At 52.8% G+C, this 25,818-nt stretch carries 22 protein-coding genes; 10 read left to right on the forward strand and 12 right to left on the reverse strand.

The genetic code is table 11. The features are described 5' to 3' along the window. Positions 1–404 precede the first annotated feature (404 nt). A complete protein-coding gene (zapB, locus tag WC1_RS00395; RefSeq protein WP_088732415.1) occupies positions 405–650 on the forward strand; it encodes a septal ring assembly protein ZapB in 246 nt (81 codons plus the stop codon). Between the two features lie 206 nt (positions 651–856). Here the strand turns inward: zapB and WC1_RS00390 are convergent, their stop codons facing one another. The 8 genes from WC1_RS00390 to priA all read right to left on the reverse strand — a co-directional run bounded on the left by WC1_RS00390 (position 857) and on the right by priA (position 9,752). After that, positions 857–1,600, reverse strand: a complete 744-nt coding sequence (locus WC1_RS00390; protein ID WP_003840511.1) for an SDR family NAD(P)-dependent oxidoreductase — start codon at positions 1,598–1,600, stop codon at positions 857–859. A 159-nt stretch (positions 1,601–1,759) separates the two neighbouring features. After that, positions 1,760–2,245: a ribonuclease E activity regulator RraA gene (gene rraA / locus WC1_RS00385; RefSeq protein WP_003028798.1), complete on the reverse strand. Its 486-nt coding sequence runs from the start codon at positions 2,243–2,245 to the stop codon at positions 1,760–1,762. Between the two features lie 92 nt (positions 2,246–2,337). Beyond that, positions 2,338–3,267, reverse strand: coding sequence for a 1,4-dihydroxy-2-naphthoate polyprenyltransferase (gene menA, locus WC1_RS00380; RefSeq protein WP_003028801.1), 930 nt, complete (start codon positions 3,265–3,267; stop codon positions 2,338–2,340). 67 nt (positions 3,268–3,334) lie between these two features. Then, a complete protein-coding gene (gene hslU, locus WC1_RS00375; RefSeq protein WP_003028803.1) occupies positions 3,335–4,666 on the reverse strand; it encodes an HslU--HslV peptidase ATPase subunit in 1,332 nt (443 codons plus the stop codon). A 9-nt stretch (positions 4,667–4,675) separates the two neighbouring features. Beyond that, positions 4,676–5,206 carry an ATP-dependent protease subunit HslV gene (hslV, locus tag WC1_RS00370; RefSeq protein ID WP_003028805.1) on the reverse strand — a complete coding sequence of 177 codons (531 nt, stop codon included), beginning with the start codon at positions 5,204–5,206 and terminating at the stop codon, positions 4,676–4,678. Between the two features lie 91 nt (positions 5,207–5,297). After that, entirely contained in the window at positions 5,298–6,278 is a 981-nt protein-coding gene (gene ftsN, locus WC1_RS00365; RefSeq protein ID WP_003840513.1) for a cell division protein FtsN, read from the reverse strand. Positions 6,279–6,371: 93 nt separating this feature from the next. Further along, positions 6,372–7,397, reverse strand: a complete 1,026-nt coding sequence (gene cytR / locus WC1_RS00360) for a DNA-binding transcriptional regulator CytR (protein ID WP_003028807.1) — start codon at positions 7,395–7,397, stop codon at positions 6,372–6,374. 156 nt (positions 7,398–7,553) lie between these two features. Continuing rightward, on the reverse strand, positions 7,554–9,752 hold the full coding sequence (priA, locus tag WC1_RS00355) for a primosomal protein N' (protein WP_003840515.1): 2,199 nt from the start codon (positions 9,750–9,752) through the stop codon (positions 7,554–7,556). Between the two features lie 204 nt (positions 9,753–9,956). On the opposite strand from priA, the gene rpmE reads away from it, so the two are divergent. From rpmE to WC1_RS00340, 3 genes are all read left to right on the forward strand, one after another. Beyond that, complete coding sequence (gene rpmE / locus WC1_RS00350; protein WP_003028810.1) at positions 9,957–10,169, forward strand: 50S ribosomal protein L31; 213 nt, start codon at positions 9,957–9,959, stop codon at positions 10,167–10,169. Positions 10,170–10,506: 337 nt separating this feature from the next. Continuing rightward, the gene (locus WC1_RS00345; RefSeq protein ID WP_003028811.1) at positions 10,507–11,187 is read left to right on the forward strand and encodes an oligogalacturonate-specific porin KdgM family protein; all 681 of its coding nucleotides are present in this window, start codon (positions 10,507–10,509) and stop codon (positions 11,185–11,187) included. 78 nt (positions 11,188–11,265) lie between these two features. Beyond that, the gene (locus WC1_RS00340) at positions 11,266–12,690 is read left to right on the forward strand and encodes an MFS transporter (protein WP_016151277.1); all 1,425 of its coding nucleotides are present in this window, start codon (positions 11,266–11,268) and stop codon (positions 12,688–12,690) included. A gap of 52 nt (positions 12,691–12,742) precedes the next feature. Here the strand turns inward: WC1_RS00340 and metJ are convergent, their stop codons facing one another. Continuing rightward, complete coding sequence (metJ, locus tag WC1_RS00335; RefSeq protein ID WP_003028816.1) at positions 12,743–13,060, reverse strand: met regulon transcriptional regulator MetJ; 318 nt, start codon at positions 13,058–13,060, stop codon at positions 12,743–12,745. Positions 13,061–13,324: 264 nt separating this feature from the next. Between metJ and metB the strand changes: the two genes are divergently transcribed. Both metB and metL read left to right on the forward strand, forming a co-directional pair. Then, positions 13,325–14,485 (forward strand): cystathionine gamma-synthase, encoded by a 1,161-nt coding sequence (gene metB, locus WC1_RS00330; protein WP_003028818.1) that lies wholly within the window; start codon positions 13,325–13,327, stop codon positions 14,483–14,485. Between the two features lie 2 nt (positions 14,486–14,487). Further along, on the forward strand, positions 14,488–16,920 hold the full coding sequence (gene metL, locus WC1_RS00325) for a bifunctional aspartate kinase/homoserine dehydrogenase II (RefSeq protein ID WP_003028820.1): 2,433 nt from the start codon (positions 14,488–14,490) through the stop codon (positions 16,918–16,920). A gap of 35 nt (positions 16,921–16,955) precedes the next feature. Here the strand turns inward: metL and WC1_RS00320 are convergent, their stop codons facing one another. Then, positions 16,956–18,131 carry a hypothetical protein gene (locus WC1_RS00320; protein ID WP_016151278.1) on the reverse strand — a complete coding sequence of 392 codons (1,176 nt, stop codon included), beginning with the start codon at positions 18,129–18,131 and terminating at the stop codon, positions 16,956–16,958. 133 nt (positions 18,132–18,264) lie between these two features. Here WC1_RS00320 and WC1_RS00315 point away from each other — a divergent pair, with 133 nt between their 5' ends. Beyond that, on the forward strand, positions 18,265–19,821 hold the full coding sequence (locus tag WC1_RS00315) for a bifunctional metallophosphatase/5'-nucleotidase (RefSeq protein WP_016151279.1): 1,557 nt from the start codon (positions 18,265–18,267) through the stop codon (positions 19,819–19,821). A 38-nt stretch (positions 19,822–19,859) separates the two neighbouring features. Here WC1_RS00315 and WC1_RS00310 read toward each other — a convergent pair whose 3' ends face one another. Further along, complete coding sequence (locus WC1_RS00310) at positions 19,860–20,237, reverse strand: carboxymuconolactone decarboxylase family protein (RefSeq protein ID WP_003028825.1); 378 nt, start codon at positions 20,235–20,237, stop codon at positions 19,860–19,862. An 89-nt stretch (positions 20,238–20,326) separates the two neighbouring features. Here WC1_RS00310 and WC1_RS00305 point away from each other — a divergent pair, with 89 nt between their 5' ends. The 3 genes from WC1_RS00305 (at position 20,327) to katG (ending at position 24,627) form a co-directional block, all read left to right on the forward strand. Beyond that, complete coding sequence (locus WC1_RS00305; protein ID WP_016151280.1) at positions 20,327–21,235, forward strand: LysR family transcriptional regulator; 909 nt, start codon at positions 20,327–20,329, stop codon at positions 21,233–21,235. A 157-nt stretch (positions 21,236–21,392) separates the two neighbouring features. Then, on the forward strand, positions 21,393–22,280 hold the full coding sequence (gene metF, locus WC1_RS00300; RefSeq protein WP_003028830.1) for a methylenetetrahydrofolate reductase: 888 nt from the start codon (positions 21,393–21,395) through the stop codon (positions 22,278–22,280). Between the two features lie 166 nt (positions 22,281–22,446). After that, the gene (gene katG / locus WC1_RS00295; protein ID WP_003028832.1) at positions 22,447–24,627 is read left to right on the forward strand and encodes a catalase/peroxidase HPI; all 2,181 of its coding nucleotides are present in this window, start codon (positions 22,447–22,449) and stop codon (positions 24,625–24,627) included. 86 nt (positions 24,628–24,713) lie between these two features. Here katG and WC1_RS24805 read toward each other — a convergent pair whose 3' ends face one another. Beyond that, complete coding sequence (locus WC1_RS24805) at positions 24,714–25,817, reverse strand: bifunctional L-1,2-propanediol dehydrogenase/glycerol dehydrogenase (RefSeq protein ID WP_016151281.1); 1,104 nt, start codon at positions 25,815–25,817, stop codon at positions 24,714–24,716. Position 25,818 lies beyond the last annotated feature (1 nt).

Below are 25,818 nucleotides of genomic sequence, written 5' to 3' on the forward strand. Positions count from 1 at the left end.
TGTTTATTGTGTGCGAGAAGGTCACTGACATCCCCGGAGCCGGTAGGCACACTGTTAATTTATCGTTAACGCTCAAAAACGAGAAATATCGAAATTAAAATGTGTGTACTGCATCAACAAAATGAGCGTTTTCGCGCCATTGTGCGGTATTTGTTATACAAAAATAGTGTGAGCTGAATCATTTCACTGATCAATCTGTTAACACTTAAGAGTTATGACAGTCATGTCACCAGGAGAAAGACTAAAAGTGTTGCAAACCGCAATCTGCGCGGGATGCCGCTGGACAGCGATGACGCGGCTTCATACAATCGGTGTTAAGTAGAGTGCGCTCGTTTTTATTAAGGCGTCGCCGGTTATCGGGACGAGGATTTTTATCCATCAACGCCTTGCAATTCAGGAGAGGTATGACGATGTCATTAGAAGTGTTTGAGAAACTGGAAGCAAAAGTACAGCAGGCGATTGATACCATCACGTTGTTACAGATGGAAATCGAAGAGCTGAAAGAAAAGAACAACTCACTGTCGCAGGAAGTTCAGACTGCACAGCAGCAGCGTGAAGAGCTGGAGCGTGAGAACAACAACCTGAAAGAACAGCAGAATGGCTGGCAGGATCGTCTGCATGCCCTGCTGGGTCGTATGGAAGAAGTCTAATTACGCTTCATCTTTCGTGCCGTAGCTGCGTTGGCTGCGCTCAGTTACCCCAGCCACGTAGTTAAGTTACTACGCTCCTGGGGATACCTTCGTTTGCCGCCTTGCTACAACACGAAATCTATTGCGTAATCGTTCCTGTGTAGGCCGGATAAGGCGTAAGCCGTCATCCGGCAATACAATCGTTTTACCGCAACACAACGTTAATTTCAGGCATTCAACCCCCCATCTACGTCCAGACCGGTGCCGGAAATCTGCCCAGCCGCTGGGCTTGCCAGAAACGTCACTGCCGCTGCAACATCCTCCGGTGTTCCGTAATGCCCTGTCGCAATAAGCTGTCGTTGGGATTCTGCCTGCTCGCCATCTGCCGGGTTCATATCACTGTCCGTTGGGCCGGGATGGACAAGATTAACGGTAATGCCTCGTGGGCCGAGATCACGAGCCAGGCCACGGGTTAGCGAGTTGAGCGCTGATTTAGTCATCGCGTAGACGGCAATCCCCGGCTGGGCGACGCGGTTGGCAAGACAACTGCCAATATTGATGATTCGCCCACCTTCAGGGAGATGCGGTAGCGCGGCCTGTATGGCAACTACCACGCCACGGATGTTCACGTTAATCAATGCGTCGATGTCTTCCAGTGACAGCGACTCCAGCGGGCCGCCGCGTGCGATCCCTGCGTTGTTGACCAGGATATCCAGTCCTCCGAGTGACTGTACCGTGCGGTTTACGGCATTCTGAATCGCCTGAGCGTCTGCACTGTTTGCCTGAATCGCCTCACCATGGCGGCCAAGTGCTGTAATTTCATCGGCAACGGCCTGGGCTTTCTCCGCGGATTTTTCATAGGTTATAACAACATCAGCACCGGCTTTCGCCAGCGACAGTGCAATGGCGCGCCCTAATCCACGACTGGCTCCGGTGACCAGCGCTTTTTTACCTGTCAGATCGATATGCATGATGACCTCGTGATGAGAGTGATGAGATTCATCATTAGGTATAGAGAGAGTTTTTTCTTCGTCAATGCGCTGGATGGGGGAATCGGAAGGGTGGTGTGGCAAAAAAAAGCCAGTCAGTTGTTTAACCGACTGGCATCACACCGAATTGCGGTGTTTTCTTTACTCGATATCGAGCGGGTCTTCGGAGAGGATTATCCCGGTGTTGTCGGCGTACAGGTGGTCTCCAGAGAAGAACGTTACACCGCCAAAGTTGACGCGTACATCGCTTTCTCCAATACCTTCCCCTGCGGCACCGACCGGAATGGCGGCAATCGCCTGAATGCCGATATCCAGTTCTTCCAGATCGTCTACCTGACGGACTGAGCCGTAGATGACCAGACCTTCCCATTCATTCTGTACGGCCAGTCGAGCCAGTTCGGCATCGACCAGCGCACGACGGACAGAACCGCCGCCATCGACCAGCAGAATGCGACCACGGCCGTTTTGTTCGAGCAGATCGTACAGCAACCCGTTGTCCTCGAAACATTTTACCGTGATGATTTGTCCGCCAAACGACGACCGTCCTCCAAAGTTAGAGAACAGTGGTTCCACGACGTTGACATCTTCCTGATAGATGTCACAAAGCTCGGATGTATCGTATTTCATAGGCTCAACGTTCAGTTGCTGCGAGAATTTTTAGTATATCGCGCTATGTGTACTGTTGGCAAAATCATCAATTGTTAATTGATATTTGTCAGTTAAAGAGACCACTGACTTAAGAAAATTCCAACGACAAACAGCAGGTTAGTTAACAATGCCGCTTTTACGGTGCGTTCCAGCATTGGGCGCATTGCCGCAGGATCCATCTCACGCATCACGTATCGCGCCTGTTTAATCAGCAGCGGAGCGGCGAGGATAAACAGCCATCCCCACAGGCTTTGCAGTGAGAACAGGTTAAACAGGGCCAGGCAGACCAGCGTGCCCATCAGCAGACAGGCGTGGTAGCGGCGGGCATTGACAGCGCCTAAACGCACGACCAGTGTGTTCTTGCCGTTCTCTCTGTCGCTGTTGATATCGCGCAGATTGTTGACGTTGAGCACGGCAGTTGCCAGCAGGCCGCAGGCGGTAGCAGGCAGAATGAGCGCCGGAATCAACGTATGCGCCTGCAGATACCAGCTTCCCATAACGCTCAGCCAGCCGAAGAACACCAGCACGGAAATATCGCCCAGACCGATATATCCGTAAGGGCGATTGCCTACGGTATAGGTGATTGCGGCGATGATCGACAGGCCGCCGAGCACCAGGAAGCCGACAAAATCTGCCAGCGTGTGACAGGCCACAGCAACCAGGGCCAGACCGGACAGGCAGATCAAGACCACGGTGACGATCAGCGCCCGCTTCATCTGCTGTTGGGTGATGACCCCTTTTTGCATACCGCGCAGCGGTCCTATGCGGTCGGGCTTGTCGCTGCCTTTGACGGCATCGCCATAGTCGTTAGCGAGATTGGACAGAATTTGCAGTAATCCCGCCGTAATCAATGCCAGCAGAGCAACCAGCGGATTGAAGTACCCTTGCCACCATGCTAATGCCGTACCGACGATGATCGCCGCGAAGGCGAGCGGTAAGGTCTTAGGTCGTAAACTTTCCAGCCAGGCTTGTGAGCGGCTAATTTGTTGTTGTTCAGTCATATTTAGCGCCAATAAAAATGGGGCTTTATCAGCCCCATCAACAGTGATGAAAATGCATTGAACGCGATTATAGGATAAAACGGCTCAGATCTTCATCTGCGACCAGCGCATCCAGATGTTTGCTCACATATTCGGCATCAATTGTGATGCTTTGGCCGTTCAAATCGCTCGCATCATAGGAAATATCTTCCATCAGACGTTCCAGAACGGTATGCAGACGACGTGCACCGATGTTTTCGGTGGTTTCGTTAACCTGCCAGGCCGCTTCGGCAATGCGTTTAATACCGGATTCAGTGAAGTTGATGTCCACACCTTCAGTCGCCATCAGAGCTTTGTACTGCACGGTGATGGAGGCATTCGGTTCGGTAAGGATACGCTCAAAATCGCTGGTGGTCAGCGCCTGCAGCTCGACACGAATCGGCAGACGACCCTGTAGTTCTGGGATCAGGTCGGACGGTTTCGCCACCTGGAATGCGCCAGAGGCGATAAACAGAATATGATCTGTTTTCACCATACCGTGCTTGGTGGAGACCGTGCAGCCTTCAACCAGCGGCAGCAGGTCGCGCTGTACGCCTTCGCGGGACACGTCCGGGCCGGAGGATTCACCGCGTTTACAGATTTTGTCGATTTCGTCGATAAACACGATCCCGTGCTGCTCAACGGCGTCGATAGCTTCTTGTTTCAGCTCTTCCGGGTTCACCAGTTTGGCCGCTTCTTCTTCAATCAGCAGTTTCATCGCGTCTTTGATTTTCAGCTTACGCGGTTTTTGCTTCTGACCGCCCAGGTTCTGGAACATGGACTGCAGCTGGCTGGTCATCTCTTCCATTCCCGGAGGTGCCATAATTTCAACGCCCATCGGTGCGGCCGCGAGATCGATTTCGATCTCTTTATCATCCAGCTGGCCTTCACGCAGTTTTTTACGGAACGCCTGACGCGCTGCAGAAGGTTCCTGCGGCTGTTCAGACTGTCCCCAGTTATTTTTAGCCGGTGGGATCAGCACGTCGAGAATGCGCTCTTCCGCCATCTCTTCAGCGCGGAAGCGGTTTTTCTCGATTGCCTGAACGCGAACCATCTTAATGGCAGCATCGGTCAGATCGCGGATGATTGAGTCAACTTCTTTACCAACATAGCCAACTTCGGTGAATTTGGTTGCTTCAACTTTGATGAACGGCGCGTTGGCCAGTTTTGCCAGGCGACGGGCGATTTCGGTTTTACCGACGCCGGTCGGGCCAATCATCAGAATGTTTTTCGGCGTGACTTCATGGCGCAACTCTTCGTTGAGCTGCATACGACGCCAGCGGTTACGCAGGGCAATCGCCACGGAACGCTTAGCGTTATCCTGGCCGATGATGTGTTTGTTCAGTTCGCTGACAATTTCGCGTGGAGTCATTTCAGACATGGGGGATCCTTACGCTTTGGAGTTCAATTCTTCGATGGTATGGAAGTGGTTGGTATAAATGCAGATATCCCCTGCAATATCCAACGCTTTCTCAGCAATCTCGCGTGCGCCAAGCTCGGTGTTTTCCAGCAGAGCGCGTGCAGCAGCCTGGGCGTAGGGACCGCCGGAGCCGATGGCAATCAGATCGTTTTCTGGCTGGATGACGTCGCCGTTACCGGTGATGATGAGCGATGCCGTTTCATCTGCGACGGCCAGCAGCGCTTCGAGTTTGCGCAGCATACGGTCTGTACGCCAGTCTTTTGCCAGTTCAACGGCAGCCTTCACCAGGTGGCCCTGGTGCATTTCCAGCTTGCGTTCAAACAGTTCAAACAGCGTGAATGCATCCGCAGTACCGCCCGCAAAGCCCGCGATGACTTTGTCGTTGTACAGACGGCGGACTTTCTTCACGTTGCCTTTCATTACGGTGTTACCCAGTGTGGCCTGACCATCACCGGCGATTACCACATGGCCGTTACGGCGTACGCTTACTATTGTTGTCACGAGCAGACCCCTTGGTTACAAATGCAATGTACAGGCCCCGCACAGTGTGCGGGGCGTAATGCAAGTATAGATGGGGGGGATTTTGGGGGTTTCAACCCCCAGTGGCGAGTCGAATGCAGTTTGTGTGACCAGCCACCTTCAGGCGGCTGATGGTGTTGTCGGCATTCTCTTTGCCTTTGACCGGACCAATGACCACGCGATTCCAGCCGTTATTGGTGGTAATACGCGAGTTGAACCCTTCAAAGGCCAGCTGCGCGCGCACGGTTTCTGCCTGCTCAGCGCCTTTAAATGACCCGCACTGAACCATCCAACGGCGTTCATCTTTTTTCTCCGCTGTCTGTTTTGGCGGTTGCGTTTCATTCGTTATTGGCGCGGCCGGTTGCGTTTTCGGCTGAGCGGCGGTGGTATGCGCAGGCGTTTGCAGCAAATCCTGATACGGCTGTTGCGCCGCCGGTTTTGGCTGTGCTTTCGGCTGCTGTACCGGCGCGGTTTGCGCCGTACGCGTTTGCGGCTGCTGGTAAGGCTGTTCCGCTACCCGTGGTTGCGTGCGCGGCTGTTGAGCCTGCTGCTGCGTGTTGGCCCATTGCTGTTGCTGTACCTGACGCTGGCGCTGCAGCGTTTGCTGACGCTGTTCAGGCGTTTGTTCGTTCCACGGCACTTCGTTGAGCTGCGTTGGCTGTTGACGCATATCAGCCTGCATCTGCGCCAATAGCTGGCGCTGCTCATTGGTTAGCTGATCGGCGTTCAGCACCTCGCCGCCGGCAGACGGTTCGGTAGGCGCACGTACGCCAGGCTGACGGCTTTCCAGCTCTTTAATGTATCGCCAGCGCTCTTCCGGTTTTGGCGGGATGCCATTACCGGTGACTTTCTGGTTTTGCAGCGTTTCGGACTCTTCTTTCTTGTGATGCGTAATGAAGTACAGACCACCGATAAAGGTCACGAGTACGGCTGCAGCAATAGCAACCATTGCGGGCGATACCGCAGGCGTATTGCGTTGTTTTTTCCGTGATGTGCTCTTCTTGCGCCGCGAAGGTGCCGGTTGGCCGCGACGTACATAATCTCGTTGTGCCACTATCGTTTCGCTGTATTTATTCGTTCGTCAGCCCGCCATGTTACTTAAGCGGCGGGCCTTTGACCAGACAGGGGAGTCCGAAAGCACTTTACTTTACGTCAGTGCCCGGGTAGTACCCCGAATAATAAGCTCGCAGTCCAGTAAACGTGAGCCACTGCTGACGTTCTGTCCTTGTAATTGATCGAGCAGTAACAGCATAGCTTCACGTCCGATATCGAAACGCGGCTGTGCGACGGTTGTCAGGGGTGGATCACAAAATTCCGCGAGCGAAATGTTATCGAAGCCGATAATCGATAAATCGTCGGGCACCTTCAGACCCTGACGTTTGGCGTAAGAGAGGGCGCCAAGCGCCATGACATCGCTGTGACAAAAGACCGCGGTAGGCGGCTGTGGTAGCGCCAGGAGCTGTTTAAGCGCATTGGCTCCCGCTTCATAGGTAAAGTCACCGCGCGCGATGAAATGCGGATCGACCGTAATTCCGCTGCGACGTAGTGCCTGAACGTAACCTTGCAGACGGTAATGGCACAGCGGCATATCTTCGGGCCCGGCGATACAGCCAATGCGTTTATGCCCCAGTTCCAGCAGATAGTTCATCGCGTTGAAGGCGGCGGTGAGGTTATCAATGTGCACGGTGGGCAGTTCCAGCTCTGGCGCGAACTCGTTGGACATAACCATCGGTGGCAAGTTGCGTTGCTCTTCCACACTGGCATCAAACGGCAGGCGCGAGCTGAGCAGCACCATGCCATCGATCTGCTTGGTAATTATGAGGTTGAGGAAGGTCTTTTCCTGCTGGTTCTGGTGCGCGCAATCGCCGATAAGAACCAGATATCCCTGTTCTGCGGCGGTGACTTCGATGCCACGAATCACTTCGCTAAAAAACGGATCGCAGATATCCGGCACAATCACCAGAATGGTACGCGATTCATTACGCTTAACGTTACGTCCCATTGATTGGGGTAAATATCCCACTTCAAGCGCTGCCTGCTCAACCTTGTTACGGGTTGACTGCGAGACTTTGTCTGGGTTCATTAATGCGCGGGATACGGTTGCCGTTGAGACTTTCGCCTTCAGAGCAACATCTTTCATCGTAGCGGCGGCAACCTGCTTATTCGGTTTCACTCTTTCTCCTCGCCAGAGAGCTGCTGGCACAGACTCGTCCTTGAATAGCCTTCATCTGAAACATTTTTATCAGATAGTGAATGGAAGCGGTTACAGAATTTTCATAAAAAGTGTGATGGATATTTAATTTTACGATCCGCCTCGCATCGTGAGGGATTATCCCTCGATGGGATCGACATCCAGCACCCATTTAACCTTACGTGCATCGGGTAACGTATTAATCAGCGCCAGCGTTCCGCTGACGATATGCTGCAGGCGAATTCGCGACGGGTGCTGCAACAAAATTTGCCAGCGATAGCGACCGCCACGTTTGGGCGCCAGGGCGGGAACTGGGCCTAACACCCACAGTTTTTCATCGGCCAGTGGACTGGCCTGAATCAGATTTCGTAACTGCTGTAAGAACATCGGCGCATGCTGGTTGTTGTGATCTTCTGCCCGCACGATCACATGGCTGGTCCATGGGGGAAGCTGGAGCGTTTGTCGCTCTGCCAGCGCCTGCTCGGCAAAGGCGTCATACCCTTTATACAGCAAGGTTTGCAGCAGCGGATGTTCAGGGTGGTGCGTTTGCAGTACCACTTCGCCCTGCTTCCCGGCGCGACCGGCACGCCCGGAAACCTGCGTGTAGAGCTGGGCGAAGCGTTCTGCCGACCGGAAATCTGCGGAGAACAGCGCGCCGTCAACGTCCAGCAACGCCACCAGGGTGACGTCCGGGAAATGGTGGCCTTTCGCCAGCATTTGCGTGCCGATCAGGATTCGCGCGCCGCCGCGATGCACTTCCGCCAGATGCTGCTCCAGCGAGCCTTTGCGGCTGGTAGTGTCGCGATCGATGCGTGAGATTGGCACGCCGGGGAAAAAAGGCGCCAGAGCCTGCTCAAGCTGTTCGGTGCCGAGTCCTACCGGAACCATATGCGTTGAGCCGCAGGAAGGGCATTGACGCGGTATCGGACGCTGACTGTCGCAGTGATGGCAGCGCAGATGGTGTTGCGCCTGATGCAGCGTGTAGTAGTGATCGCAGCGCGGGCATTCAGCAATCCAGCCACAGTCGTGGCACAGCAGGGCAGGCGCAAAACCCCGGCGGTTTAAAAACAGGATCACCTGGTTATCCGCTTGCAGATGCTGACGCATACGGGCGATAAGCGCAGGGGCGAGCCCGGCCTGTACCTGCTGACCTTTGAGATCCAGCACGTGCTGAGTGGCTGGGCGTGCATTCCCGGCACGGCGCGTCAGGCGCAACATGCGGTATTTTTTCTGCCGCACGTTGCACAGCGTTTCCAACGCTGGGGTAGCTGAGCCGAGAATGATGGGAATTTGTTCGCTATGGGCGCGATAAACCGCGAGGTCGCGCGCATGATAGCGCCAGCCTTCCTGCTGTTTATAAGAGCTGTCGTGCTCTTCGTCGATGACAATCACGCCCAGATTTTTAAACGGCGTAAACAGCGACGAGCGCGTGCCGATAACAATTGCCGCTTCGCCATTTTTCGCCTTCAGCCATGCCGAAAGACGTTCACTGTCATTTAAACCCGAGTGCAGGACTTCGACCGGCGCATTGAAGCGTTCGCGAAAACGGGCAATAGTTTGCGGCGTCAGGCCAATCTCCGGCACCATTACCAGCGCCTGTTTGCCCTGGGCGAGCACATTTTCCAGTACGCTTAAATAGACCTCTGTTTTACCCGATCCTGTCACGCCCGCTAATAGCCAGGCGCTAAAACTGTCAGAAGCGCTGTGGATCGCCCCGACGGCGGTGGCCTGTTCGGTATTCAGCCGCAGACGCTCACCGGAAACCGCGTAGTGCGTACGCCAGTCGCTAAAGCCTGGCGTTTCGCTCGCCAGGGAGCACAGCCCTTTTTTCCGCAGTGCCTGTAATGCGGCGTCATTAAATTCCAGTTCAGCCACCTGGTCGCGCCAGATTTTTCCCTGGCGTAGCGCAGCCAGCGCCTGTTGCTGCTTGGGAGAACGCTTCAGGCTGTTGAGGTCAATAACCTGGCCTTCTTCAGTGGCAAACCAGTACCACATGGGCGCGTTTGTCGCCGGACGTCCCTGGCGCAGTAAAATTGGCAGAGCGTGAAACAGTACGTCACCGATAGGATGATGATAATAATCCGCCGCCCACAACAGCAGACGCCAGACAGAGGTTGAGTAGACCGGTTCGCTGTCCAGCACTTCGAGAACGGCTTTCAATTCGCTCCGCGGTAGTTCACTGTGCTCGCTGACGGACAGGACGATACCCACGCGCTCCTGCTGCTTGCCAAAAGGCACGCGTACACGACACCCGGCTTTGGCGCTCAAGCCTTCCGGCAGGAGGTAGTCAAAGGTGCGAGGTAGCGGAACAGGTAAGGCAACGTGCGCAACGGGCATTGAATCATCCTGACTTGAAATCTGGCGGGTTAGTATACACATTAGTGGAGGGTAGAATGCGGATCAGTTTGCATGAGCAGGTTAATTTCTGTATGATTCGCCGCCTTTGATACAAATTTGTATCACTGACCTATACTATTAACATCGCGTGGTGTCTGGCGTTAGGGCTGGAAGAGCGACGCGGCCTTAAACCGAGGTTTTCCCATGAAAAAAGATATTCACCCGAAATACGAAGAAATTACTGCAAACTGCTCTTGCGGTAACGTCATTAAAATCCGCTCTACTGTCGGTCACGATCTGAACCTCGACGTGTGCAGCAAGTGCCACCCGTTCTATACTGGCAAGCAGCGTGATGTTGCTACCGGTGGCCGTGTTGATCGCTTCAACAAGCGTTTCAGCATCCCAGGCAGCAAGTAAGTTCAGCTGTCAGAAAAAAGCGCCTTATGGCGCTTTTTTTGTATCTGCGCTTGAAGACTAAAATTTATATTGATGTGTTGAATAGTGTTTTTTATTTAACAAATGAAACGGTGTTTTTATTTTTTAGGTAAAATGTTTCTACTGGTGATCTGCGTCATTTTTATCTTCTGATTTCTGCCACTCATGCCAATTGTTGGCAAAATACCAAAGGTTTCTGCTTTCTTTCTAAAATACACTTTCATGGAAATATAAAATTATTCTTAATCCTTCATCGTTTCCCATTAATGGACGGGACGAGTTGGGTAATTTCCGTTGTTGAGTGTGAAGAGGGATTGTCATGAAATTTAAATCTGCGTTATTACTGATTCCATTATTCTCTGCGGCCGCACAAGCGGGTTATGTTGATTACCGGCATGAATATTATGACGATGGGCGTAATTACGATCGTGTTTATATGTCTCACCGTTTTGCGACTGGTTTTGGTGTCGCAGTCGAAGCCATTTCACGTTCCGAAGATACGCAATCTAATGATGCGTGGAATAATATGGAAAGTAATGGCAACGAGTATACTGCAAGCTATCAGTTTACCTGGCGGGATCTTATCTGGCAGCCAGGTATTGCGATCGAAACGGGCGATAACATCACGATTTATAAACCTTATATCCGCGTGCAGTACAACATTAACGACAGCTGGTGGACCGCGTTCCGCTATCGTCAGGAGTACATGCGCAGAAACACTGACGGCAAAGATGACCGCATGGTCTATCGTCCGGAAGCCTGGCTTGGTTATAACGTCAATGACTGGATGTTTGAGCTAAATGGTATTTATAAAATTGCCGATAGCGAAGATTTATATAACAACCGGAAAGATGATTATGAATATAACTTCCGCGTGGCGTATAAACTAGGCTCCTGGGTTCCATTTGTTGAGGTTGGTAACGTTTCCTCGGGTTATAACACAACAACGACAGACGATCGTCAGACCCGTTATCGTGTCGGTCTTGGTTATAACTTCTAACCGGTAATAGCTTTCATATCGACTGATTACATCGATAAGCATAGTTTGTGTGAATAATATGTCTAAGGAGTTGACATCATGTCTAATGATGGAACTATTATCGGAAATAATGAACCCACTGCCGTCAGACCTTTCGGAATTCGAGATAAAATTGGTTATTTATGTGGTGACCTCGGAACCTGTTTTATTCTTGGCTTAGTTAATAGTTTTTTAATGATTTATTACACTAACGTCCTCGGTATTTCCGGCGTTATTGTTGGCTCACTCTATTTTGTGACCAAACTCTTTGATGCGTTCGTTGATGTTGGTGTAGGACGCTTATGCGATACCTCTAAATTGACGGTACATGGACGTTTTAACCCGTGGGTGCGTCGCATGAAGTATCCATTTTGCATCATTGCAGTTGTCCTGTTTCTGCCGTTTGTAAATGATTTTTCTTATACGGCGAAAATTATCTACATCTGTTGCTCCTATTTCATTTACGGTTCGCTGTTATCGACCGTGAGTATTCCGTACGGCGCTATGTCTGCGGCGATTAGCTCGAATCCGGATGATCGTGTCTCGCTGTCAACCTGGCGCAGCGTTGGGTCAGCTATCGGCGGTGGGGCAACTGGCTTTTTCATTCCGATCCTGATGTACACCACCCTGGTGGACGGAAGCCAGGTGATTTCCGGGCAACACTTCTTCTGGATTTCCATTGGTTGCGCAGTGCTGGGCTTTATCTTTTTATCCTTGACCTGTCAGTTAACGACCGAACGCGTGCGCGTGGAGAGAAAAGAGAGCATGCCTGTTTCGGTGTTGCTGAAGGGACTGGCACGCAATAAGGCGCTGATTGTTTTAGTGGTTGTGGATTTGCTGATTGTGATTAATCAGGGATTGTCCGGTACCAATATGACTTATCTGTTTAATGACTATTTCCACAATAAAGAGGCGATGTCAGTCGCGTTGCTGTTTACCTTTGGTTCCCTGGTTTTGCTGGCACCATCGGCATCCTGGCTCACAAAGCGGTTTGGTAAAAAAGAGGCCAGCGTCGGCGCGCTACTCTTTGCAGTAGCGATGTATTTGATTATGTTCTTCATCCACATTACCGACGCGAAAGTCTATTTGGTTTTCCTGTTCCTGGCGACGTTGGGGGCCGGACTATTCAACCTGATGATTTGGGCGTTTATGACCGATGTTTGTGATTATCACCAGTATGTCACCGGCGATCGCGAGGATGGTACCGTCTATGGTGTGAACTTCTTTGCCCGCAAGGTTGGTCAGGCGTGTGCAGGGGCCATTGGCGGTTTTATGTTGGCCATCATTGGTTATCAATCATCTTCAACAGGTGGCGCTGTGCAAACCAGCATCGTGCAGGAAAACATCTATACGATGGCGAATCTTTTACCGGCGTTATGCCTGTTTTTGGCCGCGGTTATTCTGATTTATTTCTATCCATTGAACCGTAAAGAGACGCTCAAAATGGAAGAAACATTGAATAAACTTAATGGTATCAGTAAGTAACATAGCGAGAAAAGGCGGGAGCAATCCCGCCTTTTCTCATCTGTTCTAACAATCAGTATTCCCACGTTTCCGGGTTGATACCCAGTTCACGCATGATTACCTTTGCTTCTTCCGGGATTTCATCACTGCGCTCTTTACGCAGGTCTTCATCGTTGGGTAATGGTTGCCCGGTAAAAGCATGCAGAAACGCTTCACACAGCAGTTCACTGTTGGTGGCGTGGCGCAGGTTGTTCACCTGACGACGCGTGCGTTCATCGGTAAGGATTTTTAACACCTTCAGAGGAATGGAAACCGTAATTTTTTTGACTTGCTCACTCTTCTTACCGTGCTCAGCGTATGGGCTGATATATTCGCCGCTCCATTCAGCCATGAGATACCTAATCCTCTTTGTCATTAATATTGAGGCCAGAACCTGAGCCCGGACCATAATTGCGCGTAGTTTATCGTAGTGGCGCGGCCCTGACACGAAGTAGCCGACGCAGATGTACGCTAATGCATATAATTTTAACGGCTATTTCCAGTTTGCTCAATCTATACGCAAAGAAGTTTAGATGTCCAGATGTATTGACGGCTATAGTAACAATGATTACTCTGGTGCCTGACTTTTCACCGACTCAGCCAGGATCTTCTCAATATGACGCGTAAACAGGCCACCATCGCAGTGCGTAGCGGGTTAAATGACGACGAACAGTACGGTTGCGTTGTCCCGCCGATTCACCTCTCCAGCACCTATAACTTTACCGGATTTAATGAACCTCGTGCTCATGACTATTCGCGTCGCGGCAACCCAACGCGTGATGTCGTTCAACGTGCGCTGGCGGAACTGGAAGGTGGTGCAGGTGCTGTACTGACCAATACTGGCATGTCGGCGATTCATTTGGTGACCACTGTCTTCCTTAAGCCTGGCGATCTGCTGGTTGCACCGCACGACTGCTACGGCGGGAGCTACCGACTGTTTGACAGTCTGGCAAAACGTGGCTGTTATCGCGTACTGTTTGTCGATCAAGGCGATGAACAGGCGTTGCAGGCGGCGCTGGCAGAAAAACCGAAGCTGGTGCTGGTAGAAAGCCCAAGCAACCCGCTGCTGCGCGTGGTGGATATTGCGAAAATCTGCCAGCTGGCGCGCGAGGCTGGCGCGGTCAGCGTGGTGGACAACACTTTTTTAAGCCCGGCACTGCAAAATCCACTGGCATTAGGCGCCGATCTGGTGTTGCATTCATGCACGAAATATTTAAACGGTCACTCAGACGTGGTGGCTGGTGTGGTTATAGCCAAAGATCCGGAGACGGTCACTGAACTGGCATGGTGGGCGAATAATATTGGTGTGACCGGCGGCGCGTTTGATAGTTATCTGCTGTTGCGCGGCCTGCGTACTTTGTCTCCTCGTATGGAGGTGGCGCAACGTAATGCTCAGGCGATAGTCGATTATCTGCAAACTCAGCCGCTGGTGAAAAAATTGTATCACCCGTCATTGCCGGATAATCAGGGCCATGAGATTGCTGCGCGTCAGCAAAAAGGCTTTGGCGCGATGTTAAGTTTTGAACTGGATGGCGATGAGCAAACGCTGCGCCGTTTCCTCGGCGGGTTGTCATTGTTTACGCTGGCGGAATCGTTAGGGGGCGTTGAAAGTCTGATCTCCCACGCCGCAACTATGACACACGCGGGCATGGCACCAGAAGCGCGTGCTGCTGCCGGAATTTCCGAAACGCTGCTGCGTATCTCCACCGGTATTGAAGATGGCGAAGATTTAATTGCCGACCTGGAAAATGGCTTCCGGGCTGCAAACAAGGGGTAAACATGAGTGTGATTGCGCAGGCAGGGGCGAAGGGTCGTCAACTGCACAAATTTGGTGGTAGTAGTCTGGCAGACGTGAAATGTTATCTGCGTGTCGCAGGCATTATGGCGGATTACTCGCAGCCTGATGACATGATGGTTGTTTCAGCCGCAGGCAGTACCACTAACCAGTTGATTAGCTGGCTGAAATTAAGCCAGACCGATCGCCTTTCTGCGCATCAGGTTCAACAGGCGTTACGTCGCTATCAAAGTGAGCTTATCAGCGGTTTGTTACCTCCCGAGGTGGCGGATGGACTGATTGGCGCGTTTATTCACGATCTGGAACGCCTGGCTGGGTTACTCGACAGCGGCGTGAACGATGCCGTCTATGCTGAGGTTGTTGGGCATGGTGAGGTATGGTCCGCGCGTTTGATGTCTGCCGTCCTTAATCAACAGGGGCTGGAGTCAGCCTGGCTGGATGCGCGCGATTTTTTACGTGCTGAACGCGGTGCCCAGCCGCAGGTAGATGAAGGTCTTTCTTACCCATTACTGCAGCAACTGTTGGCGCAGCATCCGGGTAAACGCCTGGTGGTTACCGGCTTTATTAGCCGCAGCAATGCCGGTGAAACAGTGCTACTGGGGCGTAACGGTTCTGACTACTCGGCGACGCAGGTTGGTGCGTTGGCGGGCGTTTCCCGAGTAACCATCTGGAGCGATGTCGCCGGGGTTTACAGCGCGGATCCGCGTAAAGTAAAAGACGCCTGTTTGCTGCCGCTGTTGCGTCTGGATGAAGCCAGCGAGCTGGCGCGTCTGGCGGCACCGGTTCTCCATGCCCGTACCTTACAGCCGGTTTCCGGTAGCGATATCGATCTCCAGTTGCGTTGTAGCTATACCCCAGAGCAGGGTTCAACGCGTATTGAACGAGTACTGGCCTCCGGTACCGGGGCGCGTATTGTGACCAGTCATGATGACGTCTGCCTGATTGAGTTTCTGGTTCCGACTGGCCAGGATTTTAAGCTGGCTTATAAAGAGATTGACCAGGTTTTAAAACGTAGCCAGGTGCGTCCGCTGGCAGTGGGCGTGCATCCTGACCGCCAGCTATTGCAATTTTGCTACACCTCCGAAGTCGCTGACAGCGCGCTGAAAATTCTGGATGAAGCTGGCCTGCCAGGCGAGCTGCGTCTGCGCCAGGGGCTGGCGCTGGTGGCGATGGTCGGGGCGGGCGTCACCCGTAATCCGCTGCACTGCCACCGTTTCTGGCAACAGTTGAAAGGTCAGCCGGTTGAATTCACCTGGCAGTCGGAAGAGGGAATCAGCCTGGTCGCGGTACTGCGTACTGGGCCAACGGAGAGCCTGATTCAGGGTCTGCATCAGTCAATCTTCCGTGCTGAAAAACGCATTGGTCTGGTGTTGTTCGGCAAAGGTAACATTGGGTCGCGCTGGCTGGAGCTGTTCGCTCGCGAGCAGAGCACGCTCTCGGCGCGTACCGGATTAGAGTTTGTGCTGGCGGGTGTGGTTGATAGCCGTCGTAGCCTGCTGAATTACGAAGGGCTGGATGCCAGCCGCGCGTTAGCTTTCTTTGATGACGAGGCGGTAGAGCAGGATGAAGAGTCTCTATTCCTGTGGATGCGTGCTCACCCGTATGATGATTTAGTGGTGCTGGATGTGACCGCGAGCGAGCAACTGGCGGATCAGTATCTGGATTTTGCCAGCCATGGTTTCCACGTCATCAGCGCCAACAAACTGGCCGGGGCGAGCAGCAGTAATAATTACCGCCAGATTCATGACGCTTTCGAAAAAACGGGTCGCCACTGGTTATATAACGCCACCGTGGGTGCAGGTTTGCCGATCAACCATACCGTGCGCGATCTGATTGATAGTGGCGATACCATTTTGTCGATCAGCGGGATCTTCTCCGGCACGTTGTCGTGGTTGTTCCTGCAATTTGATGGCACGGTCCCATTCACCGATCTGGTGGATCAGGCATGGCAACAGGGTCTGACTGAACCCGATCCGCGCGTAGATCTTTCCGGCAAAGATGTGATGCGTAAGCTGGTGATTCTGGCGCGTGAAGCGGGTTACGACATCGAACCGGACCAGGTTCGCGTGGAATCGCTGGTGCCTGCGCATTGTGAAGAAGGCTCTATTGACCATTTCTTTGAGAATGGCGATGAGCTGAACGAGCAGATGGTGCAGCGTCTGGAAGCGGCGCGTGAAATGGGGCTGGTGCTGCGCTATGTGGCGCGTTTTGATGCTAACGGCAAAGCTCGCGTTGGTGTTGAAGCGGTTCGCCCTGAACACCCGCTGGCGGCGCTGTTGCCGTGCGATAACGTATTCGCCATAGAGAGCCGCTGGTATCGCGATAACCCGCTGGTGATCCGTGGACCGGGCGCGGGCCGTGACGTTACCGCAGGGGCGATTCAGTCTGACATCAACCGTTTAGCGCAGTTGCTGTAGTTTGTGTTGCCGGATAGCGCTTACGCTTATCCGGCTTACATATGGCATGAACCGTAGGCCCGGTAAGCGGCAGCGCCACCGGGCAAATCGCGCTGGGTGATCAGGGTGTTGTATTGCTCCGCCAGCGTCCTTATCGTCTGAAACACCGAATGAGCCGAGTAACGGGCGCTATCCCGAAACTCCGCCTGCTGCTGTAACCAGGCGAGAAAATGGTGGCCTGCCGCCAGTGTGATTGACGCCCCTTTTTCAACCTGACCCTCCGTTAACAGACACACCATTTTGCGTGTGTCGCCTTGTTGCCAAATTTGCCACTGGTTTCGCCACCACCCCTGCCAGGTTTTACCCAGCAATCGCCAGGGCAGTGTGCACTTATCGCTATTGATCTCTTCATCAATAAACCAAAGCGAAGCGTGATGATCGCGATATTGCTGCGCCCATGCGGTAATCGCCGCGCCGCGCAGAAAACATTCGTGGGCAATAATGTGCGTTTTTACCTCAGGCCAGAGATGGCTCAGTATGCGGAAATGTCCGTGCGCGGTAATGACCGGGCGTAAAACTGCGCCATTGGCATTTCGTTTGAGCATGGCACTGCCGTACTGGATTTCATCAAACTGGCTGCGGCGTAAAAACAGGGTTTCCCTCTGTCTTACTCGTTCAACGATATCGTCATGAATGACCGCGGGTTCAACGTTGTTACGCCAGCGGTATCGTAATGTATCCCCTACGAGATGGGGCGTGAAATTACTGGAAATATGCAAAATATTGCCGCGAATAGCGTCAAAACTGAGTAATACATAAAGTTTCTGGTCGGTGCAGGCTCCCTGAAAAGGGACGATTAAGGGAACCGTCGCTATTTGTTCTGGTGGAACAATGGTGGTGAGCGGCTGCTGCTTTGGTGTCCAGACATGTTTGCAGCTCCGGCACTGAACGCGTTGGCTGCCCTGAGGATTATGCCCATAGAGGATGGTTTCCCGCTGATAACATCGTGGGCAAAAATGACCGCTTTGGGCGGCAAAATCCGTTAAATATGCTGACAACCACCCACCAAACTGTTCCTCATTAAACAGCGGGGGATAGCTGCCGCATGCCCGGCAATGCAGCGCAGCATAACCCAACCGATACTCGGGCCAGCTGTAATCTGGTGAGCTCGCCAGCCCCAGATTTTTACAGCCGAAGGACTTACAGCAATTGATGGTGAACAGTGACGTCATCGTATTACCAACGATTTTTAATGGTCGTTGATTTTGACCCGCGACTATCACCAGTGGATGTGAGTTTTCTCACATAAAAAAACCTTTCAGAACGTAACGTAGCGATTCTTTATATGACTGAAAGGGATTGATTATGAAGTTAAAAATGCTTGCTGTTGGTGTTCTGGTATCGTTGCCGCTTTGGGCGAGTGCCAAAGATGTCACGATTATCTATACCAACGATCTTCACGCCCACGTTGAACCTTATAAAGTCCCATGGATTGCTAATGGCACGCGTGATATTGGTGGTTGGGCTAATATCACGACGATGGTGAAGCAGGAAAAAACGAAAAATAGCGCCACCTGGTTTTTTGATGCCGGTGATTATTTTACCGGGCCGTATATCAGCAGCCTGACCAAGGGTAAGGCGATTATCGATATCATGAACACCATGAATTTTGATGCTGTAACCATGGGTAATCATGAATTCGATCACGGTTGGGATAACACGCTACTACAACTGAGTCAGGCGAAATTCCCCATCGTGCAGGGTAATATCTTTTATCAGAACAGCAGCAAAATGTTCTGGGATAAGCCTTACACCATTATTGAAAAAGATGGCGTGAAGATTGGTGTGATTGGCCTGCACGGCGTGTTTGCTTTTGATGATACGGTTTCTGCTGCGACACGTGTCGGTATTGAAGCGCGGGATGAAGTGAAGTGGTTGCAACGCTATATCGATGAGCTTAAAGGTAAAGTCGATCTCACTGTGGCGCTGATCCATGAAGGTACGCCAGCGCGTCAGTCTAGCCAGGGAAGTACAGATGTGCGCCGTGCATTGGATAAAGACATCCAGACCGCAGGTCAGGTAAAGGGGCTGGATATCCTGATTACCGGCCATGCGCATGTGGGCACGCCGGAGCCGATTAAAGTCGGTAACACTCTGATTCTTTCTACCGACAGCGGCGGTATTGATGTGGGTAAACTGGTGCTGGATTATCAGCAGAAACCGCATCAATTTACCGTGAAGAACTTCGAGCTGAAGACCATTTATGCTGATGAGTGGCAGCTAGACCCGCAGACGAAACAGGTCATTGATGGCTGGAATAAAAAGCTTGATAAGGTGGTACAACAGACGGTTGCAAACTCTCCGGTTGAGCTGACGCGTGCTTACGGTGAATCTTCTTCGTTGGGCAATCTGGCGGCGGATGCGTTGCTGGTGGCGGCAGGTAAAGATACTCAATTAGCGCTCACTAATTCGGGCGGTATCCGTAATGAAATCCCAGCAGGTGCTATCACGATTGGTGCAGTCATTAGCACCTTCCCGTTCCCCAACGAGCTGGCAACAATGGATCTCACCGGTAAACAGTTGCGTAGCCTGATGGAGCACGGCGCGGGTTTAAGCAACGGTGTATTGCAGGTGTCCAAAGGACTGGAGATGAAGTATGACAGCAGTAAACCAGTCGGTCAGCGCGTCACCGTACTAACGTTAAACGGTAAACCGATTGAGGATGCCACGGTTTATCACATTGCCACCAATAGCTTCCTGGCAGACGGCGGTGATGGTTTTACGGCATTTACCGAAGGAAAAGCGCGAAATACCTCCGGAGGTTACTATGTCTCTAATGCTGTCGTTGACTATTTCAAGGCGGGAAATACGCTGACGGATGAGCAGCTTAAAGGCATGCGTGTGGCAGATGTGAAACCATAGTGAGCTCAGGCCAGCAGACAATCCGCTGGCCTGTTGTTTTAGCCTCTGTGAGAGGCAAATACCTCTTTCGCGGCGAACAAACCATTGAGTGCGGCAGGGAAGCCGGCATATACGGCCATCTGCATAATCACTTCAACGATCTCATCCTGCGTTAAACCAACGTGTAATGCCGCGCCAATATGCACTTTCAACTGCGGGGCGGCATTGCCCATTGCCGTTAAAGCGGCGACAGTGGCAATTTCTCGGCTGCGCAGGTCCAGACCTGGACGTGCATAGATGTCGCCAAACGGAAATTCCAGCAGGTAGCGGGCAAAATCCGGCGCGATATCCTTCAGGCTCTCAACGACGGCCTCTCCCCCTTTACCATCTACCTGTTGCAGCATTTTCTGGCCGGTAATAAAACGTTCTGATTCCATGATTTTTCCCTCGTAGGTGTGGCGTATGGCGAGAGAATAGGGGGCGTAGAATGATTTGGATAATACCGTTTCCGTGATACCTTTTCGGTATGACAACATCGCCATTACACTCTCTGGATATTCGCCTGCTGCGCTACTTTTCCGTAGTAGCGGAAGAGAACAATATGAGCCGGGCTGCGCAGCGCTTGTTCATGTCGCAACCGCCGTTGAGCCGCCACATTCGCCAGCTTGAAGATCGCCTGGGGGTCATACTGTTTGTCCGTCATACCCGTGGATTAACGCTGACGGAGGACGGCCAGCACGTACTTGAAATGGTGCGCCCGCTGCTTGATCTCCAGGACAAAACCTACGCTGCGTTGAGTCAATTAACGCAAATCGGGGAGCCATCTCTGCGCTTAGGGCTAAGTACAGCGTTTGAACAGGGCGTTTTTGCGGCGCTTGAGTCACAGCTGACTACGCATATGCAGAAGCGACATATTGTCCGTCATGGTTCGCCTGAACTCGCGCGTCTGGTGCGTCGTGGAAAGCTGGATGCCGCGCTGGTGGCGTTACCGCTTGAGACTTCGGGGCTTAGCGTCACGCCGCTCGGCTGGCAAGAATCGTTGATCGTCGCCTTACCCGCGCTCTGGCCAGAGGCAGCGCTGCCTTCGCTCTCGTTAATGTCGCTGAGCCACCGACCACTGTTCTGGTTCAAACGTGAACGTAACCCCGCCTTTTTTGATTACACCCGACATATTTTTAGTCATGCTGGTTACTCTCCTGCCTGTATTGAAGAACCGCTGGAACATGATGTGTTGTTGGCGCGGATCGCGCAGGGTGAAGGTCTGAGCCTGCTTCCGGCCTCCTTTTCCGCTATCCAACGTCGGGGGGTGATATTCCTGCCGCTTACCGATACCGAATTGCGTATTAGCACGGGGTTGCTGATGCTGCCTGAAAACGTAAAGAAATTAGAGTGGCTGCAGACGGTCATGGCGCAATCCCTCATCAATTCAGACTGATGTGAATTTTTTTCACGTTGGCTGAGTATTCCTCACCTTTAGCGATGATTTTTGTGTTGACGCCAGCATGCTTTTCCGTCATTTTTACATCTAGACGTCTAAACGTATAGCAGTTCACAACACAACATATAACGACAAAAGATTGATGAGGTAAGGTATGAGCTTTTTTCACGCCAACCAGCGGGAAGCCCTGAATCAGAGCCTGGCAGAAGTTGCCGGTCAGATTAACGTTTCATTTGAGTTTTTCCCGCCGCGCACCAGTGAAATGGAGCAAACCCTGTGGAACTCCATCGATCGCCTGAGCAGCCTGAAGCCGAAGTTTGTTTCAGTCACTTACGGTGCAAACTCTGGTGAGCGCGACCGTACGCACAGCATTATTAAAGGCATTAAGGATCGCACTGGCCTTGAAGCAGCGCCGCACCTGACCTGTATTGATGCGACCCGTGATGAGCTGCGTACCATTGCTCAGGACTACTGGAACAACGGTATTCGTCATATTGTTGCCCTGCGCGGTGATTTGCCGCCGGGAAGCGGTAAACCGGATATGTATGCTTCTGACCTGGTGACGCTACTGAAAGACGTTGCAGACTTTGATATCTCCGTTGCGGCTTACCCGGAAGTGCACCCGGAAGCGAAGAGCGCTCAGGCTGATTTGCTGAACCTGAAGCGTAAGGTTGATGCCGGTGCGAACCGGGCGATCACCCAGTTTTTCTTCGATGTAGAAAGCTATCTGCGTTTTCGCGATCGCTGCGTGTCTGCGGGTATCGATGTGGAAATTATTCCGGGTATCCTGCCAGTCTCCAACTTTAAGCAGGCGAAAAAATTTGCCGACATGACCAACGTCCGCATTCCGGCGTGGATGTCGACCATGTTTGATGGTCTGGATGATGACGCGGAAACCCGCAAGCTGGTGGGCGCTAATATCGCCATGGACATGGTGAAGATTCTCAGCCGCGAAGGGGTGAAGGATTTTCACTTCTATACCCTTAATCGTGCCGAGATGAGCTACGCTATTTGTCACACACTGGGTGTAAGACCGAACTAAACAGATCCCAGCCCTCTACGGAGGGCTTTTTGTTGATCATTTTGATCTACATCTCTGTAACGTAAAATATAAAAGGAATTAGCTATCGAATCTGTGGGTTATTTCGACTATATCTTATCACTGGTGGTGTATATCGTAGTCAGAACACTGTAAAGGGAGCATATAGATGAGCATGTCCGACGATAGCCAGAACACATCAACTGCCGGTAAGTGTCCTTTTCATCAGGGCGGTCACGACCAGAGCGCGGGAGCAGGAACGAACAACCGCGACTGGTGGCCAAATCAACTGCGCGTTGATCTTTTAAACCAACATTCCAACCGTTCTAACCCGCTGGGTGAGGACTTCGACTACCGCAAAGAGTTTAGCAAACTCGACTACTCTGCCCTGAAAGGGGATCTCAGAGCCCTTCTGTCCGAATCTCAACCGTGGTGGCCCGCTGACTGGGGAACCTATGCTGGATTGTTTATCCGCATGGCATGGCACGGTGCAGGGACCTATCGCTCCATCGATGGACGCGGTGGCGCGGGTCGCGGACAGCAGCGTTTTGCACCACTGAACTCCTGGCCGGACAACGTAAGCCTTGATAAAGCGCGTCGTCTGCTGTGGCCAATCAAGCAGAAATATGGCCAGAAAATTTCCTGGGCCGACCTGTTTATCCTCGCGGGTAACGTGGCGCTGGAAAACTCCGGCTTCCGCACCTTCGGCTTTGGTGCTGGTCGTGAAGATGTCTGGGAACCGGATCTCGACGTAAACTGGGGTGATGAAAAAGCCTGGCTGACTCACCGTCACCCGGAAGAACTGGCCAAAGCGCCGTTGGGCGCAACCGAAATGGGCCTTATCTATGTGAACCCGGAAGGACCGGACCATAGCGGCGAACCGCTTTCAGCGGCAGCGGCTATTCGCGCGACCTTCGGTAATATGGGTATGAACGACGAAGAAACCGTGGCGCTGATTGGCGGTGGTCATACGTTGGGCAAAACCCACGGCGCTGCACCGGCTTCGCACGTAGGCGCCGATCCTGAATCCGCACCGATTGAAGCACAGGGCCTGGGCTGGGCGAGCAGCTACGGCAGCGGCGCGGGCGCGGATGCCATTACATCCGGTCTGGAAGTGGTCTGGACGCAGACGCCAACCCAATGGAGCAACTATTTCTTCGAGAACCTGTTCAAATACGAGTGGGTACAAACTCGCAGTCCGGCAGGTGCTATTCAGTTTGAAGCGGTTGACGCGCCAGAAATTATTCCTGATCCGTTTGATCCATCGAAAAAACGTAAGCCGACGATGCTGGTTACCGACCTGACGCTGCGTTTCGATCCTGAGTTCGAGAAAATCTCCCGCCGTTTCCTGAACGATCCGCAGGCGTTCAACGAAGCGTTTGCTCGTGCGTGGTTTAAACTGACGCACCGTGATATGGGGCCAAAAGCGCGTTACATCGGACCGGAAGTGCCAAAAGAAGATTTGATTTGGCAAGACCCGCTGCCGCATGCGTTCTTCAACCCAAGCGAAGAAGATATCCTGAAGCTGAAGGCGACCATCGCCGCTTCCGGGCTGTCCGTGGGCGAACTGGTATCGGTAGCGTGGGCGTCGGCATCGACTTTCCGCGGTGGGGATAAACGTGGCGGCGCTAACGGTGCGCGTCTGGCGCTGGATCCACAGCGCGGCTGGGATGTGAATGCCACCGCAGCACGCGTTCTGCCTGTGCTGGAAGGGATTTATAAGTCTGCCCATACCGCCTCGTTGGCCGATATTATCGTGCTGGCAGGTGTTGTCGGTATCGAGCAGGCGGCAAGTGCTGCGGGTGTCAGCATTAAGGTACCTTTTGCGCCGGGCCGCGTGGATGCGCGCCAGGATCAAACGGATATTGAGATGTTTGAACTGCTTGAGCCAATCGCCGATGGCTTCCGTAACTACCGCGCCCGTCCTGACGTATCGACCACCGAGTCGCTGCTGATCGATAAAGCACAGCAGCTGACGCTAACCGCACCGGAAATGACCGTGCTGGTGGGCGGTATGCGCGTACTGGGCACCAACTTTGATGGTAGCCAGCACGGTGTCTTTACCGATCGTCCAGGCGTACTCAGCACTGACTTCTTCGTCAATCTGCTGGATATGCGCCATGAGTGGAAGGCGGTTGATGAGTCACAAGAGCTGTTTGAAGGTCGTGACCGTCTGAGTGGCGAAGTAAAATACACCGCAACCCGCGCCGATCTGGTATTTGGTTCTAACTCTGTACTGCGCGCAGTGGCTGAAGTTTATGCCTGCAGCGATGCCCACGAGAAGTTCGTGAGAGATTTCGTGGCCGCATGGGTGAAAGTGATGAACCTGGATCGTTTCGATCTGCTGTAACAGACGATGCCGGATGTCGCTTGTGCGGGTCCGGCATGGTAGGAATAAAAAAATCCCCGCATTTGCGGGGATTTTCTATTTGCAGGTTATTCCCACTCTTGCAGGTAACGTTGACCGTACTGGTCAGCCACAAGCAGGGCGGCATACACCTGGTCCGGCGTTGCGCCGCCAGGCATGTTGTGGATGGTTTCGCCTTCGGCACAGGCTGCCTCAGCCACAATGCGCATTTTCGCCTGAATATCCTGTTTGATATCCAGTTGCGCCAGGGTAATCGGCAAGCCAACGGAATGGCACAGCGCGGCAACGGTTTCAATTTCATCGACCGGCGCGTTTTCCAGCACCAACTGCGTCAGCGTACCGAAAGCCACTTTCTCGCCGTGGTAATAATGATGTGCATCCGGGATTGCGGTCAGACCGTTATGAATGGCGTGAGCCGCTGCCAGACCACCGCTTTCAAAACCGACGCCACTCAGATAGGTGTTGGCTTCAATAATGCGCTCCAGTGCTGGTGTAACCACGTGCTGCTCTGCAGCCAGCATCGCTTTTTCACCTTCTTCGATCAGCGTATTAAAGCACAGCTCTGCCAGCGCCAGCGCCGCCTGAGTACACTGACCGCCCGCCATGGTGGTTGCGCCGCTGCGTGAACAGGCACGCGCTTCGAACCAGGTCGCCAGCGCATCGCCAATACCCGCAGCTAACAGACGCGCCGGTGCGCCCGCGACAATTTTGGTATCAACAATGACCCTGTCCGGGTTATTAGGCAGCAGCAGATAGCGATCGAATTCACCGGCATCGGTGTAAATGACGGACAGCGCGCTGCACGGCGCATCGGTAGAGGCGATGGTTGGCGCAATGGCGACAGGCACGCCCATAAAGTGCGCCAGCGCTTTGGCGGTATCCAGCGTTTTACCGCCACCAATACCAAGTACTGCCGCACACTGCGCTTTTTCCGCTACGACGCGCAGACGGTCGATTTCGTTTTGTGAACATTCGCCGCCAAACGGTGCAATTTCCAGCGCCAGTCCGGCATCCTGGAAGCTTTTTTCCAGTGCCCCCTGGGCAAAGCCTAAGACAAACTTGTCTCCAACGACCAGCCAGCGCTCTGCCAGTGGTTTGAGGTAGCTGCCAAGACGGGTAATAACATCGGCACCCTGGATGTACTTACCAGGTGATTGAATAATGCGATCCATA

Source organism: Citrobacter sp. KTE30, from assembly GCF_000398825.1.
GTDB classification, from domain to species: domain Bacteria; phylum Pseudomonadota; class Gammaproteobacteria; order Enterobacterales; family Enterobacteriaceae; genus Citrobacter; species Citrobacter freundii.

Coding starts and splice junctions, on each gene's coding strand:
- zapB (WP_088732415.1), top strand. CDS start 405: ATGACGATGTCATTAGAAGTGTTTGAGAAACTGGAAGCAAAAGTACAG.
- WC1_RS00390 (WP_003840511.1), bottom strand. CDS start 1,600: ATGCATATCGATCTGACAGGTAAAAAAGCGCTGGTCACCGGAGCCAGT.
- rraA (WP_003028798.1), bottom strand. CDS start 2,245: ATGAAATACGATACATCCGAGCTTTGTGACATCTATCAGGAAGATGTC.
- menA (WP_003028801.1), bottom strand. CDS start 3,267: ATGACTGAACAACAACAAATTAGCCGCTCACAAGCCTGGCTGGAAAGT.
- hslU (WP_003028803.1), bottom strand. CDS start 4,666: ATGTCTGAAATGACTCCACGCGAAATTGTCAGCGAACTGAACAAACAC.
- priA (WP_003840515.1), bottom strand. CDS start 9,752: ATGCCCGTTGCGCACGTTGCCTTACCTGTTCCGCTACCTCGCACCTTT.
- rpmE (WP_003028810.1), top strand. CDS start 9,957: ATGAAAAAAGATATTCACCCGAAATACGAAGAAATTACTGCAAACTGC.
- WC1_RS00345 (WP_003028811.1), top strand. CDS start 10,507: ATGAAATTTAAATCTGCGTTATTACTGATTCCATTATTCTCTGCGGCC.
- WC1_RS00340 (WP_016151277.1), top strand. CDS start 11,266: ATGTCTAATGATGGAACTATTATCGGAAATAATGAACCCACTGCCGTC.
- metJ (WP_003028816.1), bottom strand. CDS start 13,060: ATGGCTGAATGGAGCGGCGAATATATCAGCCCATACGCTGAGCACGGT.
- metB (WP_003028818.1), top strand. CDS start 13,325: ATGACGCGTAAACAGGCCACCATCGCAGTGCGTAGCGGGTTAAATGAC.
- metL (WP_003028820.1), top strand. CDS start 14,488: ATGAGTGTGATTGCGCAGGCAGGGGCGAAGGGTCGTCAACTGCACAAA.
- WC1_RS00320 (WP_016151278.1), bottom strand. CDS start 18,131: ATGACGTCACTGTTCACCATCAATTGCTGTAAGTCCTTCGGCTGTAAA.
- WC1_RS00315 (WP_016151279.1), top strand. CDS start 18,265: ATGAAGTTAAAAATGCTTGCTGTTGGTGTTCTGGTATCGTTGCCGCTT.
- WC1_RS00310 (WP_003028825.1), bottom strand. CDS start 20,237: ATGGAATCAGAACGTTTTATTACCGGCCAGAAAATGCTGCAACAGGTA.
- WC1_RS00305 (WP_016151280.1), top strand. CDS start 20,327: ATGACAACATCGCCATTACACTCTCTGGATATTCGCCTGCTGCGCTAC.
- metF (WP_003028830.1), top strand. CDS start 21,393: ATGAGCTTTTTTCACGCCAACCAGCGGGAAGCCCTGAATCAGAGCCTG.
- katG (WP_003028832.1), top strand. CDS start 22,447: ATGAGCATGTCCGACGATAGCCAGAACACATCAACTGCCGGTAAGTGT.
- WC1_RS24805 (WP_016151281.1), bottom strand. CDS start 25,817: ATGGATCGCATTATTCAATCACCTGGTAAGTACATCCAGGGTGCCGAT.